Source organism: Paraburkholderia sp. BGA-UO-ETr-F21, from assembly GCF_059567925.1.
This window is the reverse complement of the sequence record NZ_JCAQOY010000029.1, coordinates 677,878-695,409: the sequence shown is the minus strand read 5'-3', so window position 1 is coordinate 695,409 and position 17,532 is coordinate 677,878. Positions and strand designations below refer to the sequence as shown.

The following is a 17,532-nucleotide window of genomic DNA, read 5'->3' as shown; positions in this document are numbered from 1 at the left end:
CAGATAGGGTGCTGCGAAGCTCCATTCTTCGTCGGACACATCGGTCGGATACCCTTTGCGATCTGCTCTTTTCATCCCGCCAGGATACTAGGTCTCCCGCAAAGTGCCTAACACGCTCTAGACCTTCGGCACGTACGGAAAAGTCGACGAAGGCTTCGACGTGACCGACTCTTTGCCGATGCCGAGCGCGATCGGCGTGTTCGCGGCAATCGTGAACATCACGTCCGCCACGTTGTCGGTCAGCGACCGTCCGTTCCACCCTGCCATGCCGAATACGGCTTGCGTGCCAATCGTGTAGGGAAGCATGTTGGGCAGAAAGCGATGTGCCACGAGCGTCGCATAGCCCTCAGGATCTTCCGCCGTGCCGTTGGCTTTTATAGCGCCTGCGACCGCCCCGATGATAGTCGGACCGTATGTGTCGAAATCGTCGGCCGGGCGTCCTGCATTCAGGCGATTGCCGAGATCCTCGTTGTACTGCGTGAACAGCGGATGGATCATTGGAAGTCCGACCCGGTTGATCGATCTCCAGTCTCCAGCGTCCGTGGCCAGCGTCGCGACAGCCCACACGCCGACGCGACGGTTGTGGCCGGCGTCTGCCAGCAGATGTGCGTCGGGCACCTCCAATACGATGGAATAGACCGTGTGGCCGGCAAAAAGGTTACGAGCCTGCTTCGGATCCCAGCCTGCCAGATCGAGCGGCGTGCCGTCCTGAAAGACGTGGCCAACCGCGTGCAGGACATCGGGCTCGATCCAGAACGGATCGCCCGCCTTGCCGGCCCATACGCGCACGCCGGAGGGCGTCATGACGATTTCATCCGTGCTGCCTTCGGCAATCTGTTCCCCTTGCGCATGCGGATCCGTCGCATCGGCGCCTGCAATGCGACGCACAACGAAACGCTGCTTGCCTTGCAGGTCGCGCTCGTCGAATGAGATGCGATAGGTCAGTTCCTCCACGGCATTTCCGTCGATATCGATCTTGAATTCGTACATGCCTTCGGGGTGATAGCCTGGAGCGGGTATCTCACCGGCGATGGAATGACAGACGTTGATGACGAAAACCGTACCCGTTTCTCCGCGGAAGCAATACAGATCGGTGATGTCGAGCCGGATATCCTGTCGTGCGAGCGGCGAATCAAGATGGTGGGACATGAGTTGCTCCTTTCGTTGATGTAGCTATCAATGGGCGACGGTTGGTCCGTAAGACGATCATGAAGCCGCCGCGTATGAATCGCTTTCCAGAACGAATGGAATATTTCTGATTCGCACGCCTTGCTTCTTCACACCGTGAAATCATGGCGCAGGCGCGCGGGATGGGAGTGGGATACGCCGTCCGCATGCCTCGAAGGGGGCGTGGCAGAGCCGGTCAGCGCGATGGGTGGCGACGCGAGTCAGGCGATGGTCAGGCGATGATCTGTTGCTCGCTACCGCGTGTGTCGCGAACCCGGACGGTTGACGTTCCTGCCGGTCAACGAGCGAAAGTTCGAATGCCGATGAACCGGATAGCCAGCACCGTGATCATCGAAGAACAAAAGATATACCAGGCGCCGGCGAGATGTCCGCCCGTCCAGAAGTCAAATGAGGCAACGACGAGCGGCGCGGTGCCGCCGAAAAGCGCAACGCCGGTCGCGTACACCAGGGACATCGCGAGAACACGCCCTCGAACCGGAAACATCTCGAGGATTGCGATGATGCCTGGTCCGCCACCGAGCGCGGACAGACCGGCAAACAATGCGACCACACAAAGCAGCGTGGTCGAATCGTTGTGAACGGATGCGAGGTGGAAGGCCGGTAGAACGACGACCATCGTCAGAACACGCGAGACGACGATGATCTTCAGCCGACCCAGGCGATCCGCAAGCCAGCCACCGAAGACTGAAAGTATGAATGTGACGACGCCGACAGCGATGGTCGTCACAAACGCCGCGAACGCAGTTGGACGCGAGCCCGTGACGCCGAAGGTGGCGGTGTAGGTCGCTACGTAGGTAGGAACCGTGCCACCGAAGATCAGCACGATCGCCATCGCCCAATCGCGACGCTGCCTGAAAAACACATCGCGATACGGAGCCTGGCCGGGATCCGCCGTGAGCCGTGTCTCGCGGATATGCCGGCGCAAGAAAATCTGCACGGGGATCAGCGCACTCGCGAGCGCGAACGGCAGTCGCCAGCCCCATTGTTCGATCTGCAGGGGCGACAAAAACTGATACAGCGCAATGCCGCAACCGCCCGCCACAATCAGCGCAAGCCCCTGCCCCGCCATCAGGCAACCTGCATAAAAGCCCTTGCGCGCACGGTCGCCATGCTCAAGCAGCAACGCACCGGACGACCCTATTTCTCCTCCGATAGCCACGCCTTGCGCAACACGGCAGAGTAAGATCAACAATGGTGCGTAGACGCCGAGCACACCGTAACCCGGCATGATGGCCACGCCGAGGGTTCCGGCCGTGACCAACGACGAAGTGAGCAGGAGTGCGGGTTTGCGCCCTACACGATCGGCATATCGTCCAATGAAACAGGCACCGATTGGCCGTGAAAGGAAGCCGGCCGCAAAGGTGCCGAGCGTCAGAAGCGGGCCGAGCTTATGCGCCTCTTGCGGAAAATACGCGCGGGCGATGAACGCGCTAAAGGTCGCGTAGGCGAAGAAATCGAAGAATTCCAGTGCGTTGGCGAGAACGATAGTCGCTAGTGTCCCCGCCTCCAACTTGTGAGACTGGCGGACAATTGTCTCTCCTTCGTCGAATGGAACCTGCATGCTGGCCGATGCTTCTCTTAAGGATTCGAATTTTCGGGCATGAGCTCACGCCCTCGTGCACGGGTACGCGACGGCATTAACTCACAGCTGGTTTTGCCGGGTACGATCCGCACTTGAACTGGCTGAACACCCCATTGCGGAGCGTGCCAATGTGAAACAGAAACGGGTGCCTTTGCTACCCGTCGCCGCGATCCATATCTTCCCGCCATGTGCTTCCACGATCGCTCTCGAGATGGGGAGGCCCATGCCCATGCCATCGTCCTTTGTCGTGGCGAAAGGCTGAAAGATCGTATCCGGCTCGGCCGCCTTGATGCCACTACCCGTATCGCTCACCTCGAAGAGAGTGCGTTCATCACCGCTCGCGCCAGCACGAATGGTCAGGATGCGCTCGCGCCCCTCGCAGGTGGTCGCATCTATTGCGTGTATGCCGTTAATCAACAGATTGGTCAGAACCTGTTGCAACTGAATGCGATCCGCAAACGCCGTGCCATCGGATTCGACCTCTTTGACGATCGTGATCTGTTTCGAATCCGCTTCTGGGGCGATCAAAAGCACCGCGGAATCAACGATGTCACCACAATTGAGTACCGTCGCCTGGATGGGTGCGCTGACGAGAAAACTACGTAGCCGGTGACATATTTCTGACATGTCGTACGTCCACCGCATTGCGTGCCGCAACGAGGAAAGCGCCTCGTCGACCTCGGGTTGCGGACGATCCAGCCAGCGTATGGTTGCATCCAGGGCGGTGCGCACGGCCGCCAATGGCTGACCTATTTCATGTGTGATGGATGCCGCGAGCTGTCCGACCATCGAGACTCGTGCGGTGCGAGCCATCTGGGCACGCAAGGCTTGCAACCTGTTGCTATTCTCCTTGTATTCCGTGACATCGAACGCAAAGAAACGAAGTCGGCGATATTTGTGATTTTCTTCAGGAAGCGAACATCTCCATACAATAGGAACCTTAATTCCACTAAGTGTAGTGAGGATACGCTCGCCCTCGCACGATGTACGTTGCTCGAACATCGCGCCAAGAACTTTGGAATTGCTGAGCCTGTTTGCCGGTAGCAGATCACGCGCCCACGAGAAGAACGTCTGTTTCGACTCCGCACCGAAGAGCGCCAGAGTCGCTTCGTTCGCGTCCACGAACGAATGTAATGAACGAAGTTCCTCAATGACATGAGGATGCTCGTCGAGATACGTTTCGAGATCCTCTACGCCGCTTTGCCTAAGGGAATCAATGCGTTCCTTGATGCCGGACCAATCTTCTACCAGGATGGGGATAGGCGCGGACTGAAATGTTTCGTCAAGGCACGAGGTCAAATTGCTGCGGGGAAGGTGAGCCGAGGTTATATCTATTTCGGCAGAGTCCTCCGGCGTTGCTTTTCGATCTTTCATCGTGAGTGATCCGTGAGGCGGGCGTTGGGCGACTCCCGTGCTACTGGCAACAGGAAGTCTCGGCAAAACGTCCGAACGATTATACAAGCACAATAATTTCCAGGAGGGCCGTTGAACTCGCGTTCGGTGAGTGCAATCCGGCGCCCACGTTCAGCCCTTGCCTTTCCAGTAGAATCCGCCTTCCCTTCACGAACGCCACGCCATCCAGCAACCAGACAGAACCATTGACGCCGATAGAGCGAACAGCGCCGCCGGCCCAGGTTGGAACGATGCGCCGTGTGGCGATCACTGCATCGTCGCGGCGCTTTTGGGGCGATGACCGGCCCGAACCTGTTCCTTCATCGCTGCTGGCACGCGCACTGTGCGGATAGGTTAGCGTTGGCCTGACGGTTGCTGGCGCCAGCTCGCCGCATAGTCCGCCGCGAACTTCTCGAAGGTGTTGGGGGCTCGCCCAAGCAGCTTCTCCACATCGGGGCTGACCGACGCCGGATGGCCGGCCGCGATCACGCGGTTCAGGCTCATGACCGTTTCGATCGACCACTCGCCCATCCCCGCCTCCCGCATTGATGCGACCGCCGCATCATCCGGGACGGCCACGTAACCGATGTTGCGCCCCAGCGCCGCGCCGATGCATTGGGTCACCTCGGTGTTGGAAAGAGCCTTACCGCCCGTCAGCGTATACGTCTTGCCGGCGTGCGCGGCCGGGTGCTGCAGGATCGAAGCGTTGACGGCCGCTACATCGCGAACGTCGACGAACGATGCCTTTCCGTCGCCCTGCGGAAGATAAAGCGTGCCCGCGCGGATCATGTCTCCATAGAACGTCAGATAGTTCTGCATGAAGCAATTAGGCCGCGTCAACGTGTATGGCACACCGGACTGCATCACCAACTGGTCGATCTCGCCCTGGACTCGACCAATCGCGGAAGCGCTTGCCGGATCGGCCTCCGCTCCCGACGAACGAACGATGTGCCTGACGCCGGCCGCGCTGGCCGTGGCGACGGCGTTGCGGGCCAGTTCGACCATGTTGGCCTGCAGCGGGAGCAGCAGGAACAGCGTATCGATGCCGCGGAATGCGCCAGCGAGGCTCGCGGGGTCAGCCAGATCGGCGACCCGGCTTTCGACGCCCTCGATCACCTTGCCTGTGGAAGACATGGCAATGACGTCGGCTCCGGCCACTGTGAGCGCTTTGACGAGTTCGCGGCCGACCGTGCCGGTGGCGCCTGTAACGAGAATGGTGCTGGACATGCGGTACTTCTCCGGGTTAGGACATGAATAAATGTCCACTTCTACCTTAAGCGGCGAAGCGGGCTGTTGACTGGGTCTCGGTGAGAATGCGGGCGAACGCTTCCGGGCTTTCCAGCGAAGAAATGTGACCTGTATCGTTGAGGACGATCATCTTTGCATCCTTGATGAGAGCCCGGTTCGCTTCGCGCTCGGCCGGCCGCGACCAATCGTGATCGCCATAGACCAGTGTCACCGGGGTGTCGATCCGGGCGTAATGCGGTCTTGCCGCGACGTAGCTCGGAAGGGCTCGATAAACGGCACGCGCAACGTTTGAGTAGCCCGGCCGTTTCCCGCCTTTCACCAGTTCATCAACAAAGTCCGGCGGCAAATTGCGCGGATCGCGCAGCCCGCCGCTCAAGATACCGGCGAGCGTGGCCCGGCTTTCCATGGCGGCGAAAGTCGACCCGATTATGGGCGCGCGTACGCTTTTGATAATGATCGACGCGAGCAGGTTCGCCCGCTCCACACCTGGCAAATAGTCATAAGTGTTGAAGGCGACGACCTGTTTCACGCGATCGCCAAGCTCCGCTGCCGCAGTCAATGCCAGAGTGGCGCCCATCGACTCGCCGGCCAGCGTGATGTCGCGCAAATCCAGTCGTCTGATGAAATTGACGACATGCTCGCGCATCGCCGGCTCCCGATAATCGGCGCCTGGCACGATTTCCGACCAGCCAAACCCCGGGTAGTCGAACACGTACACGGTAAAGTGATCGACGAGTTTTGGGATCACCCGTTGAAACAGGTCCAGTTGGGTACGGATGCTATGCAGCAGGACCAGCGCCGGGCCGTGGCCAGCCCGCAGATAGCGGACCTTTGGACCGCCGTTGGCTAACGTCAGAAACTCCGGCTTCTGATCGGGCCACCAGCGGTGCGTATAGCTGACTGCATTCTGACTCACCATGTTTTCCTCGGTCGTTATGTCTGGAAGTTGAGCGGAAGGATGCTGCGTCATTGCTCGAGTACCGCGGCGAATGTGCGAGCAAAGCTATGGACGTCGCCGGGCCAGCGCGCCGAGACGTAATTCTCATCTCGCACCACCCAGGCGGGGCGATCATCCGTCGCCGTATCGCGCACTGTGCCGCTCGTCTTGCGCCTGAATTCGGGATCGCTCTCGCGAACGTCGATGAAATCCGCAGAGCTGGCGAGTGCGCGCGTGACCTCCTGCTGCACGGACATGTATCCCGTAGGTTGGTCCGCTGCCTCTGTATACGTGCGGTAATAGTTGCGGTCCCAAAAGCGCCCGACATGAGCGAGCTTGCTGGCCTTGCGTTCCAGCGCCCAGGTCAGCGCCGTGGTTTTCCGGCCATGCAGCACGGACAGGCCGTCGGCACGCGTGCTGCGGGCGGCCAGCAGCACGCCATGGCAGATCGCTGCCACAGGCTTTTCCGCAGCGAAAAATTCGGCGGTGATCCGCTGAAGAACCGTGCTTTCGAGATATTCGCGCATGCCGCGCGCCCAGTGCCCACCACCTAACAGCAGGCCGTCGAAGTCCGTGGACTCGATCCGGTCCCAGCGCAGCGGGCTCCCAAAGGCCGGATCCCGCAGCATCTCGGCATAGGCGCTCCGGGCGTCGGTATTGGCGCTGAGCAGGAGGCCCAGGACACGGACATTGCGAAGCACCGGGATGCCGCTCCAGGGGTCGAGCCCAATGCCAGAGAGCATGATCGGGTCGCAAGCGCCTTGCTTGCCGTCGGGCGTCGCAAAAACTACCCGATGACCGCGCTGCGTCAATATCTTCCAACTCACCGCGACTTCGGAGGGATCGAAATCGCGACTGGGGATCGGTAACAGAACGAGGCTCATGGCGAGAGTCACTTTGATGGAAAACGGTTGTCTTTGGTTACGCCGACGATCAGGTTTGGGCCCGTTATCGATGTGATGGCATATAACATATAGGCGCTTTGGCCGGCCGTCAAGCAAAATGTTATACATCATCACATTGGTGCAAACTCAAACGGAAAGACCTCTACCGAGCCGGTGAGCATCACGGCGATCTTCGGAGAACGCTGGTGCGGATCGCACGCCGCCAAACCGGTGCTGACTGGGGCATTTTGTTGATTGCCCGCAATGTGATGAGCTATCATTTCACTAACCTGTGAAACCCGGAGCCAAGCAAACGTCATGACCTGTCACATTCACTTCGATACACATCGATGAGCAAAGGCACGGCAATAAAGACGCCCGAAAAGCAGTCGCACGGCCGGAAGAGCTATCACCACGGCGATTTACGACGTGCGCTGCTCGACGCCGCGCGGGAAGAGATCGCAGCGAACGGCGCCCAAAGTCTGACCCTTGCTTCGCTTGCGCGGCGTGCCGGCGTTGCTCAGTCGGCGCCGTACCGTCACTTTGCGGACCGGGATGACCTACTGTTTGCCGTGGGGGAAGAGGGATTCAGGGAGCTTTCGGCGGCACTGAGCACCGCGGCGGAATCGGGAGGCGAAGAGGGTTACGTAAGGCGCATGGCGGCAGCATATCTTCAGTTCGGAGAACGAAACGTGGAACGTTATCGCTTGATGTTTGCCTCGCGTCTGGTTCCTGACGCTCTACAGGATAGCCCGCTGAGCAAAGCGGCAAAGGAAAGCTACGACCTCCTCCTCGCGGGCATCTCGGCTCGTGGTCGGAGCGGGCCATATGGGTCCGCCACGGCGGTGTGGGCTCAGTTGCACGGGCTGGTGATGCTGAAGGCCGACGGCTTCGTGACCGAACCGCTCGACGCATTGCTTTCGGAGCTTGCACTTTAAGCTTTCCAGGCAAATGCCTGCCCGACTGTCGGTGCGTGTCCGAAGGGCTCGTAAAGAGTGAAGAATTCGGGATTGACGTGCGAGCGGCCGTCCCGCCAATGCCAGTTCAAGCAGCTCCAGCAGATTCATTTCCCCTGCTCTCTTTCGCACGGACTCCTCCATCGCTTCACGAGACTTATGTGCAGACCCGTGCCTTTCCGAACGGCTGTCAATGGTCCTATTTCTGTGTCGAAAAAAAATGGCGCTGCCGGCATTCAGCCAGCAGCGCCATTCTTGTAGCGGCTACGACCAGATCAACACGCCGTAGCCCGACAGCACGCTTACATCTCTACAGTGCCCGCCACTTCCTTGAAGTCTTCGATCTGATCGAAGTTCATGTATTGGGATCTGACCAAGATCCGGTCAAATTGCGATCATAAGCTTGAAAGTTATGAAATGACGGATCTCTATGCTATGGCCGAATAAGGAACTTGGGCCGTGAATGCGTCCCTGAACTATCGCGTCCGCTTGAGTCGTCGGCATGCAGACAGGTCAACGCGGTCAGCCAGCGAGGGACGATCGCGTCCTTAGCCGACTGGTCTGAATGTGTGGTCTCTTAGGCGGACATCGTTCGCAGCAAAGCGCGCATGACATCCTCCGGGATGTCGTGCCGGGGACTGTCGGACGCCGCCGCTACGACCCGAAGTACGTCACCTTCGAGTTGCGCCTCCCACGAGACGATACGGCGGCGGTCATGGGGAAAGCGGGCCAGTTTTTCGCCAATCAGGCGCTCGATGCCCTGTATGCTCTCGCGCCGCATTTCGGGTGGAACACTTTTGTCGAATCCGATCTGATCACGTAGCGCTTCAGCACGCTCGCTCTCGGGCAGGACGCTGGTATTCCACGCCGCAACTATCGCCGTCCGTGCGCTCTGATATTCCTCCAGTGTTGGATGATCGGATACCTCATCCTGAAGCAGTTGGGCGAGGGGCCAGGAGATTTTCTGCTCCGGCGGCAGGTCATTACGATCGAGAACGATAGCGTCGGGGATCCCTGACTGGACCGCTCCCCGTCGCAATGCCTCCAGGTCGCGCGTGCCCAGCTTGCGGGCACGCGCCGATTTTTTGTGCTGGCTGGCTTTGCCCATGTTTCTGCCCCCTTCGCTGTGTTCTGAATCCGAAAATTATAGCGGCCAGCTGGTTGCACAGACTGGCACAGGTGTGACGGCTTTGCCGGATTCTTTACGCTACACTGGCGAGCCCATTCGAGATCCGGAATCCGGCATGGCGACCATCGAACGTACCGCGTATCCGAGGTTTCCCAAGGGTTTTTCATCTGCGGAACTGCAGGCGTTCTATACGCCAGACGTTGAGGAGCTTGAGTGGGCGCGGCGCAACGCGCGTGGCCAGTCCTCGAGACTGGGCCTGCTGGTTCTGCTGAAGGTCTTTCAGCAGATGCACCACTTTCCCTTCGTTGACGCCATTCCCCACGTTGTCATCGAGCACATCCGGGCGAGCGCGAACATCGATGCCGAGGGCTCTGTCAAGTTGATGGCGAGGCAGCGGTAGAATGAAGTGATGAAGAAAACGAAATCGCTTATCACGGTCACCGTTTCCTGCCATCGTCATCAGCTGCGCGGTTCGCTGGTATTTCCGATTCAGCCTGAGCCTGCGCGATATCGAGGAGTTGTTGCTCGAGCGTGGTGTCATGGTCACATACGAAACGATCCGTTGCTGGTGCGACAAGTTTGGCGCCGCTTTCGCCCATTGCGCGAAAGCGGCGCGGCGCAAGCCGGCCAGCACTTGGCATGTGAACGAAATGTTTGTGACGCTGCGCGGTGAGCCGTATCTATTGTGGCGAGCGGTCGATGAGCATGGTGCTGAACTCGACGTGCTGGTACAGAAGCGACGCGACAAGGCCACGGCCAAGCGATTCTTCCGGCGGGTGCTGCGATCAAACCCGGTGCCGCGCAAGATCGTTACCGACCAGTTGCGCAGTTATCCGGCGGCGAAGGCTGATATCCCTGAACTCGCTCAGGTAAAGCACGTCTTTGTCAAAGCGGCTGCTCGCGTGAACAACCGCGCCGAAAATAGCCACCAGCCAACCCGCAGGCGCGAACGCCAGATGTGTGGCTTTCGCGATGCGCGTCGTACGCAGGCGTTTCTCTCATGCTTCGGCCCGATCCGGCAGCACTTCGCGTTGCCCAGACATCAGATGAACGCGGCATGTCATCGCGCCACTCTAAAGGAACGCCTCGCCACATGGCAAGAATGGACTGTCTCAACCGCAGCCAATCGAGCTATCTGATAAGGATAACTACTCTTTAATCATACACGTAGCCTACGCTCGTCAACTTGACAGTGCCTGGGAGGCGACATCATGTCCAGCCGGAGACGATGGTTCCTGCCGGTGGCCATCGCGGTCAACCTCACAGTGGCGGAGCTTCTGGTCGGCACCGGCGGACGGAAGTGTGCAACCGTGCTCCCGACATTGCTGATTGGCTTGATGCATCGTCGTTGTCCTTGCGGTTAGATCAGAACCGTTCGCCTAGGCTGGCATCGATCAGGCAGTCGCTTACCCCGACCGAGCGTGTTCCTTTAAACCAGTACGTCTTGCCCTTCTCATGACCTCGCCGCCGCAAAGGCGGTGGTGTAATCGCGCCGACCTGGGCAACGACGATCAAGCGCGCTGCGCCAATGCGATCTTCCCGTCGACGAGACGATTGATTCGCCACGGGTTGCCCGTTTTCAACGACTCGGGCAGCAGCGCCTCCGGCATGTCCTGATAGCTCACCGGCCGCAGAAAGCGGTGGATCGCGAGGCTGCCGACCGAAGTCGAACGACCGTCGGCGGTGGACGGATAAGGACCGCCGTGGGCCATCGCATGCGCGACTTCTACGCCCGTACCAAAGCCATTGACGAGCACGCGGCCCACGCGTCGCTCCAGTGACGGAAGGAACGAACGCGCCGCTGCGTAATCGGCTTCATCGATCTGCAACGCCGCCGTCAGCTGTCCTTCCAGCGACTCGATCAGTTCACGCATCGTGTGCAGATCTGGGCAACGCACGATCAATGACGCCGCGCCGAAAATCTCTTCCTGTAATTCCGTTTTCTCACGAAACGCGGCGGCGCTTGTCACAAAGAGCGCGCCTTGTCCCTTGTTCGCGCCGGTCGCAGGCTGCGCGCGCGCCACCGTCTGCACCTGCGCATGTTCGGCGAACTTCGACACCGCCGTTTCAAACGCCCGATGAATGCCGGGCGTGAGCATCGTTGCGGCCGGCGCCCGTCTCAGCGCCTCCGAAGCCGCAGCCACGAAGCGATCGAGTGCGGGACCTTCCACCGCGAGAATCAAACCCGGGTTCGTGCAGAGCTGCCCGGCACCGAGCGTCAACGATTGCACGAAGGCCTGAGCGATCGCTTCGCCGCGCTGCTCAAGCGCATGCGGAAACAGCAACACCGGATTGATACTGCTCATTTCCGCATAGACCGGTACCGGCTCGGGACGCGCGGCGGCGACTGCCATCAACTCCGTTCCCGCATGGCGAGAGCCGGTGAATCCGACCGCCTTGATGCGGGGATCGCGAACCAGCCCCTGGCCGATTTCACGGCCGCTTCCGAACAGCAACGAGAAAGTCCCCTCTGGCATTTCGCAGTCCTTCACCGCTTTCTGCACGGCCATGCCGACCAGTTCCGACGTGCCGGGATGTGCGGCATGGGCCTTGACGATCACCGGGCACCCAGCGGCCAGTGCGGAAGCGGTGTCGCCCCCTGCCACCGAGAACGCCAGCGGAAAATTGCTGGCACCGAACACCGCGATGGGGCCGAGCCCGATGTGCCGCAAACGCAGATCGACGCGCGGTGCCGGTTTGCGCTCGGGCTGGGCCGGATCGATGCGCGCTTCGAGAAAGTCGCCTGCACGCACGACGCCCGCGAACATCCGCAACTGGCCCACCGTTCGCGCGCGTTCACCTTCGATTCGCGCGCGCGGCAAGCCCGACTCCGCGACGCAGCGCTCGATCAACGCATCGCCTGCTGCGAGGATGTTGGCCGCGATTGTCTCCAGAAAATCCGCGCGGGCTTCGAGCGTGGTTTCGCGGAAGATATCGAAAGCGGCCCATGCCAATGCACACGCTGCATCGACGTCTTCGAGCGTCGCGCCACCGAAGCCCGGCTCCAATCGTTCGCCGCTCGCTGCGTCGATGGCATACGACACGCCGTTCGTTCCGCGTCGCACGCTCTGGCCAATCAACAAGTTCCCTGCGATGTTCATTTTCATTTCCTTGATGGGATAAGTCGACGCCCTGTCCCGGGCGTCGTTATTCACTCGACTGTGCTCGCGTCGCTGCAATTTCGACCTCGCAGCACCTTCACGGAATGATTTCAAACCGGCTGGCAAGCGTCAACGCTTTGGACATGACAGCTCGTTATAGCGCTATAAGAAGCTCTCAATTTAAAGGCTATTGGATGATTTCTATACTGACCTTCTGCTTAGTTTGGAAAGTACTCGTTCATGTTTTATGAAATGCGAACCTATACGGTTCAACCAGGAAAGCTGAAGGAATATCTTCAGAACTTCGAAGCGGAAGGCTTGCCCATCATTTCGCGTCACGCGAAGCTGATCGGCTGGTGGTACACGGAAGTCGGCACATTGAATCAGGTCGTGCACATCTGGGCATGGGAAAGCCTCGACGAGCGCGTTAAGCGCCGTGCTGCGCTGCTCGAAGATCCGAACTGGATGAACAGGTTCATCGCAAAGGCCACGCCGCTGCTCATCGATCAGGAATCCCGCATCATGCTGGCCGCCTCCTTCTCGCCGATCCGCTAGGCAAGCATCCGTCAGGCAACAACTCAAAGGCAAGCCACTTCGTGCTTGCTTCAACAACCAAGGAGACAATCATGTGTGTGCCGAACCCCAAAGGCAATCCAGACGTCAAGCAACTGCTCGAAGGCTTGCCCAGAAACTGGGGCAAGTGGGGACCCGACGATGAAGTCGGCGCGCTGAACTATCTTCAATCGGCGGAGATTCTGCGCGGCATCGCCGCGGTGCGACAGGGCAAGACATTCACGCTGCAAGTCGATATCGGTCATGCTAAAGGCGAGCCGCTATTTCCTGGCCGGCGCCCTTCGATGCGCATGAACGTGCTCGATAAAGGCCATTTTCTGGCAGGCAAGGCACACTTCGACGGTAACGTCGAATATGCCGACGATGTGATCTTCATGCATGTTCAAGGATCGACGCAATGCGACGCACTCGGCCACGTCTGGTACGACGACACCCTCTGGAACGGCTATGACGCGATGAGTACCGTCGGTGGCCTGGCGCGCGCCAGCATTCTGCCGATCGCCGAGCGCGGCATTGCCGGCCGCGCCGTGCTGATCGATATGGCGCGTCACCGCAACAAGGCCGTGCTCGACAAGGGCGAAACGTTCGACCATCGGGATCTGCTCGATGCCGCGCGCGCGCAGGGCGTGACCATCGAGCCACGGGACATCCTGCTGATCCGCACCGGCTGGATCGGCTCGTTCTACGAGCGCGACGCGGATGAGTTCTATCAGGACTATATGGAGCCGGGCTTGACGTTCAGCCGTGAACTCGTCGAGTGGTTTCGGGAGATGGAAATTCCTTGTCTCGTGACGGATACGATGGGCAACGAAGTCACTGTCGATCCCGTGTCGGGCGTTATGATTCCGCTGCATAACGCGCTGATGCGCAACCTGGGCGTCGTATTCACCGAGGTCGTGCTGCTCGACGAACTCGCAGGCGACTGCGAACGCGACGGTCAATGGCAATTCCTCTATACGGCTGCACCGCTGAAGATCGTTGGCGGCACGGGTGCTCCCGTCAATCCTCTCGTCATCAAATAAGCACGCGTAGCGCGCATGCCTCGGTTGTCGGGCATGCGCGCTACGTCAGCCGCAGTCCGTGCGTTAGAAGGTGCCCGGATAGGCGCCGCCGTCCAGCAGAACATTCTGACCTGTCAGATATCCGGCCTGCGTGCTGCACAAGAAGGCGCAGAACGCCCCGAACTCCTCAGGCGTTCCGAAGCGCCCAGCCGGAACGATCTGGCGCTTCGCTTCCAGCGCCGTGTCGTAGCTCTGACCATGCGCATCGGCCGCTGCTCGCGTCGACTGACGTAAACGGTCGGTTTCGAACAGCCCCGGCAGCAGATTGTTGATGGTCACATTGGCCTGCGCAATACGCTTTTGCCGCGCCAGTCCCGCGACAAAACCCGTCAGCCCCGAACGCGCACCGTTCGATAGTCCCAACACGTCGATCGGCGCCTTCACCGCGCCCGAAGTGATATTGACGATGCGGCCGAAGCCCCGCTCGGCCATCCCGTCCACGGTTGCCTTGATCAACTCGATCGGCGTCAGCATGTTCGCATCGACTGCGGCGATCCAGTCCTCTCGCGACCAGTTGCGAAAATCGCCCGGCGGCGGGCCACCCGCGTTGTTCACGAGAATGTCGATGTGAGGCGCCGCCGCCACTGCAGCGGCGCGCCCTTCACTCGTCGTGATGTCACCGGTCACGGTCTTGACCGTGACCGCGGGATTGAGCATACGCAGCGCGTGTGCGGTCGCCTCGAGCGCGTCACTGCCGCGTGCCGTGATGACGACGTTTACACCCTCCGCGACCAGCGCTTGTGCGCAACCTTTTCCCAGACCCTTGCTTGCGGCGCACACTAGCGCCCACCGACCTTTGATGTTCAGATCCATCCAGCTTGCTCCTTGATTTAAACGATTGCCGTCTCAGCGCGATCCTGCGACTCGCGCAGGCTGCCGCGCGACAACAGATCATGACGACGCTGAAAAAGATTGTGCTGGCCGATTTCGCCGATCGTTCGCACGCCCGACAAGGCCATGCTGACGTCGAGTTCGCTTTGCAGTATCTGCAGCATTCTCGTGACGCCGGTCTCGCCCATTGCGCCGAGTGCGTACATGAATGCACGTCCGACCATGGTGCCTTTCGCGCCCAGCGCGAGCGCCTTCATTACGTCCTGCCCGCTGCGAATGCCGCCATCCACCCATATTTCGATCTTGTCGCCGACAGCCTCGACGATCGCCGGCAACGCTTCGATGCTGGGCGGCGCGCCATCCAGTTGCCGTCCGCCGTGATTGCTCACGACGATGGCATCGGCGCCGATCGATGCGGCCATGCGCGCGTCCTCGACGCTCAGGATGCCCTTCAGCACGAGCTTGCGATCCCAGGCGCGCCGGATGGCGACGAGATCGTCCCAGCCGAGCGTCGGGTCGAATTGTTGCGCCACCCACTTGCTGATCGCGATGACGTCGTCGCCGCCCTTGATGTAGCCCGCCAGATTGCCGAACGTTTTGGCGCCGCGCAGCGCACGCATCATCCAGCCTGGCTTCGACGCGAAATCGAGCAGGTTGGAAGCCGTGAGACGCGGCGGAACAGTCATGCCGTTCTTCAGGTCCTTGTGCCGCTGGCCGTTGATCTGCAGATCCAGCGTGACGACGAGCGCCGAACAGCCAGCCAGCTTCGCGCGCTCGATCAGCGACGCATTGAAGCCGCGGTCGCGCATCACATAGAGTTGAAACCAGAACGGTGCGGCGGTATGACGAGCGACATCTTCGATCGAGCATATGCTGACCGTCGACAAGGTGAACGGCACGCCGAAGCGCTTTGCGGCAAGCGCGCCGAGCATCTCGCCGTTCGCCCACAGCATGCCGGCGAGGCCGGTTGGCGCGATGGCAACGGGCATGGTCACTGGCTGACCGATCATCGTGCTGGCTGTGTTCCGACCTTCGACATTCACGGCCACTCGCTGCTGCAGCTTCAGGTCGTCGAACGCGCGGCTGTTCTCGCGGTACGTCGATTCCGAATAGGAGCCGCTATCGACATAATCGTAAAACGCCTTCGGCACGCGCTTCTTCGCCATCAGACGCAAATCCTCAACACACGTAATGACTGACATTCGATCCCTGCACCTTGACTGTCTATCGGTTTGAAACTGCCGTGATGTGGCTGCCGCGCTCGCTGCCGTTCAGTCGGCCGCCTGCACGGTTGCAAGCACGGCACCCTCTTCGTGCTCTTGCGTGACGCTCACGGGCCTGCGCACCATGACCATGTAAGCAACGGCGGAAAGCAGTGCGACGGCGGCGCTCACGATCAGCGCGTTCACGAACGAATGCGTGCGATCCACCACAAGGCCGGTGACGATCGGCGCAGCCGATCCCGCCAGGAAGCCGCCGAAGTTCTGGATGCCGCCGAGCGACGCCACGGCGTGACGGGGCGCGGCGACACGCACGAGCGACCATGCGCCGCCGGATGCCATGTTGAGGAAGAACATCGCCACCGAGATGTACACGACGGCCATCGAGGCGGAAGGCGTCAATGCAGCTGGGATGGTGGCCGCCGCCGCGCCGACGAGCCCCACACAGATCGGCCACTTGCGACTCGTGATCGGCGCCATGCCTTTGCTGTAGAGCCAGTCGGCGATATAGCCGCTTCCCACCATGCCGAGCGTGCCGACCAGGTACGGAATCGCCACGACCCAGCCCGCGCGCGCGATGCTCATGCCGCGTTCGTGCTCCAGATACGCGGGCAGCCAGGTCAGATACAGCCACACCATGTAGATGACGCCCATGAAGCCGAACAGCATGCCCCACGTCGTGCGTTGCGCGAAAAGATTGCGCCACTGCGCGCCGTTCAGCGGTGCTGCGTTGGGTTCTTCCTGCGCACCTTCGGCGAGATGGGCCTGCTCGTCGGGTGTCAGCTCCACTTCACTGCGGTTGCGATACACCGCGTACCAGCCTAGCGCCACCAATATGCCGAACACACCCGTGACGATGAACATCTCGCGCCAGCTGAGGGTCAACATGAGCGCAGTGAGGATCGGGGGCGCAATCGCGGGGCCAATTGTCGAAGAGGCCACGAAAATTCCCGTTGGAGCGCCGCGATCACGCAGCGCGAACCATTCGCCGATCACCTTCGCGCCGGCAGGAAACTGCGGCGCTTCGCCGATGCCAAGGCACACCCGTGCGAGGAAAAACTGCTGGATGCCATGTACGAAGCCAGTGCACAGCTGCGCGACCGACCAGAGCAGCATGCCTGCGCCGAGCATCAGTCGTGCGCCCAGACGATCCAGCAGGACGCCGACCGGCAACTGCGCGAATGCATAGGACATCGAAAACGCGGAAAGCAACAGACCCATTTGTGACGCGCTAAGCCCCATTTCGCCGCTAATGGTGCTGTTGGCTACTGATAGCGCGCTACGGTCAAGATAGTTGACGCAGCCCGCCAGGGTCAAAAAGAAAATGGAAATGCGCTGGATACGACGCAGCTTTTTGCTCGCCTGCATGATGAGTGTCTCCGGTTGATTTGTTGGAGTGCCGTCTGCGCGGCATTGAGTCAGTCAGATGC

The 17,532-nt window shown here is 60.3% G+C and carries 16 protein-coding genes and 1 pseudogene; 5 read left to right on the top strand and 12 right to left on the bottom strand.

The features are described 5' to 3' along the window. Positions 1-117: 117 nt before the first annotated feature. The 7 genes from AC57B1_RS19590 to AC57B1_RS19560 all read right to left on the bottom strand — a co-directional run bounded on the left by AC57B1_RS19590 (position 118) and on the right by AC57B1_RS19560 (position 7,551). Entirely contained in the window at positions 118-1,149 is a 1,032-nt protein-coding gene (locus tag AC57B1_RS19590) for a DUF4331 family protein (RefSeq protein WP_007177163.1), read from the bottom strand. A 316-nt stretch (positions 1,150-1,465) separates the two neighbouring features. After that, positions 1,466-2,749 carry an MFS transporter gene (locus tag AC57B1_RS19585; RefSeq protein WP_496418349.1) on the bottom strand — a complete coding sequence of 428 codons (1,284 nt, stop codon included), beginning with the start codon at positions 2,747-2,749 and terminating at the stop codon, positions 1,466-1,468. 81 nt (positions 2,750-2,830) lie between these two features. Then, the gene (locus AC57B1_RS19580) at positions 2,831-4,144 is read right to left on the bottom strand and encodes an ATP-binding protein (RefSeq protein ID WP_496418348.1); all 1,314 of its coding nucleotides are present in this window, start codon (positions 4,142-4,144) and stop codon (positions 2,831-2,833) included. A gap of 372 nt (positions 4,145-4,516) precedes the next feature. Next, complete coding sequence (locus tag AC57B1_RS19575) at positions 4,517-5,389, bottom strand: SDR family oxidoreductase (RefSeq protein ID WP_496418347.1); 873 nt, start codon at positions 5,387-5,389, stop codon at positions 4,517-4,519. A 46-nt stretch (positions 5,390-5,435) separates the two neighbouring features. Further along, positions 5,436-6,329 carry an alpha/beta fold hydrolase gene (locus tag AC57B1_RS19570; RefSeq protein WP_496418346.1) on the bottom strand — a complete coding sequence of 298 codons (894 nt, stop codon included), beginning with the start codon at positions 6,327-6,329 and terminating at the stop codon, positions 5,436-5,438. A 47-nt stretch (positions 6,330-6,376) separates the two neighbouring features. Next, on the bottom strand, positions 6,377-7,231 hold the full coding sequence (locus AC57B1_RS19565) for a type 1 glutamine amidotransferase domain-containing protein (protein ID WP_496418345.1): 855 nt from the start codon (positions 7,229-7,231) through the stop codon (positions 6,377-6,379). 131 nt (positions 7,232-7,362) lie between these two features. Beyond that, positions 7,363-7,551 carry a hypothetical protein gene (locus AC57B1_RS19560; RefSeq protein ID WP_496418344.1) on the bottom strand — a complete coding sequence of 63 codons (189 nt, stop codon included), beginning with the start codon at positions 7,549-7,551 and terminating at the stop codon, positions 7,363-7,365. Positions 7,552-7,581: 30 nt separating this feature from the next. Between AC57B1_RS19560 and AC57B1_RS19555 the strand changes: the two genes are divergently transcribed. Then, positions 7,582-8,169, top strand: a complete 588-nt coding sequence (locus tag AC57B1_RS19555) for a TetR/AcrR family transcriptional regulator (RefSeq protein WP_496418343.1) — start codon at positions 7,582-7,584, stop codon at positions 8,167-8,169. 595 nt (positions 8,170-8,764) lie between these two features. Here the strand turns inward: AC57B1_RS19555 and AC57B1_RS19550 are convergent. Further along, complete coding sequence (locus AC57B1_RS19550) at positions 8,765-9,295, bottom strand: hypothetical protein (RefSeq protein ID WP_496418342.1); 531 nt, start codon at positions 9,293-9,295, stop codon at positions 8,765-8,767. Between the two features lie 136 nt (positions 9,296-9,431). On the opposite strand from AC57B1_RS19550, the pseudogene AC57B1_RS19545 reads away from it, so the two are divergent. Then, a pseudogene (locus AC57B1_RS19545) lies at positions 9,432-9,689 on the top strand (DUF4158 domain-containing protein); the annotation flags it as partial. A 79-nt stretch (positions 9,690-9,768) separates the two neighbouring features. Beyond that, positions 9,769-10,455, top strand: a complete 687-nt coding sequence (locus tag AC57B1_RS19540; protein WP_496418356.1) for an IS6 family transposase — start codon at positions 9,769-9,771, stop codon at positions 10,453-10,455. A 372-nt stretch (positions 10,456-10,827) separates the two neighbouring features. Here AC57B1_RS19540 and AC57B1_RS19535 read toward each other — a convergent pair whose 3' ends face one another. Then, positions 10,828-12,417, bottom strand: coding sequence for an aldehyde dehydrogenase (NADP(+)) (locus AC57B1_RS19535; protein ID WP_496418341.1), 1,590 nt, complete (start codon positions 12,415-12,417; stop codon positions 10,828-10,830). A gap of 240 nt (positions 12,418-12,657) precedes the next feature. On the opposite strand from AC57B1_RS19535, the gene AC57B1_RS19530 reads away from it, so the two are divergent. Further along, a complete protein-coding gene (locus AC57B1_RS19530; RefSeq protein WP_009770001.1) occupies positions 12,658-12,972 on the top strand; it encodes an NIPSNAP family protein in 315 nt (104 codons plus the stop codon). A gap of 71 nt (positions 12,973-13,043) precedes the next feature. Then, positions 13,044-14,012 carry a cyclase family protein gene (locus tag AC57B1_RS19525; protein ID WP_408351275.1) on the top strand — a complete coding sequence of 323 codons (969 nt, stop codon included), beginning with the start codon at positions 13,044-13,046 and terminating at the stop codon, positions 14,010-14,012. Positions 14,013-14,075: 63 nt separating this feature from the next. Here AC57B1_RS19525 and AC57B1_RS19520 read toward each other — a convergent pair whose 3' ends face one another. The 3 genes from AC57B1_RS19520 to AC57B1_RS19510 all read right to left on the bottom strand — a co-directional run bounded on the left by AC57B1_RS19520 (position 14,076) and on the right by AC57B1_RS19510 (position 17,470). Further along, positions 14,076-14,864, bottom strand: coding sequence for an SDR family oxidoreductase (locus tag AC57B1_RS19520; RefSeq protein ID WP_496418340.1), 789 nt, complete (start codon positions 14,862-14,864; stop codon positions 14,076-14,078). Between the two features lie 17 nt (positions 14,865-14,881). After that, positions 14,882-16,084, bottom strand: a complete 1,203-nt coding sequence (locus AC57B1_RS19515) for an alpha-hydroxy acid oxidase (protein ID WP_496418339.1) — start codon at positions 16,082-16,084, stop codon at positions 14,882-14,884. A gap of 69 nt (positions 16,085-16,153) precedes the next feature. Next, on the bottom strand, positions 16,154-17,470 hold the full coding sequence (locus AC57B1_RS19510; protein WP_496418338.1) for an MFS transporter: 1,317 nt from the start codon (positions 17,468-17,470) through the stop codon (positions 16,154-16,156). Positions 17,471-17,532 lie beyond the last annotated feature (62 nt).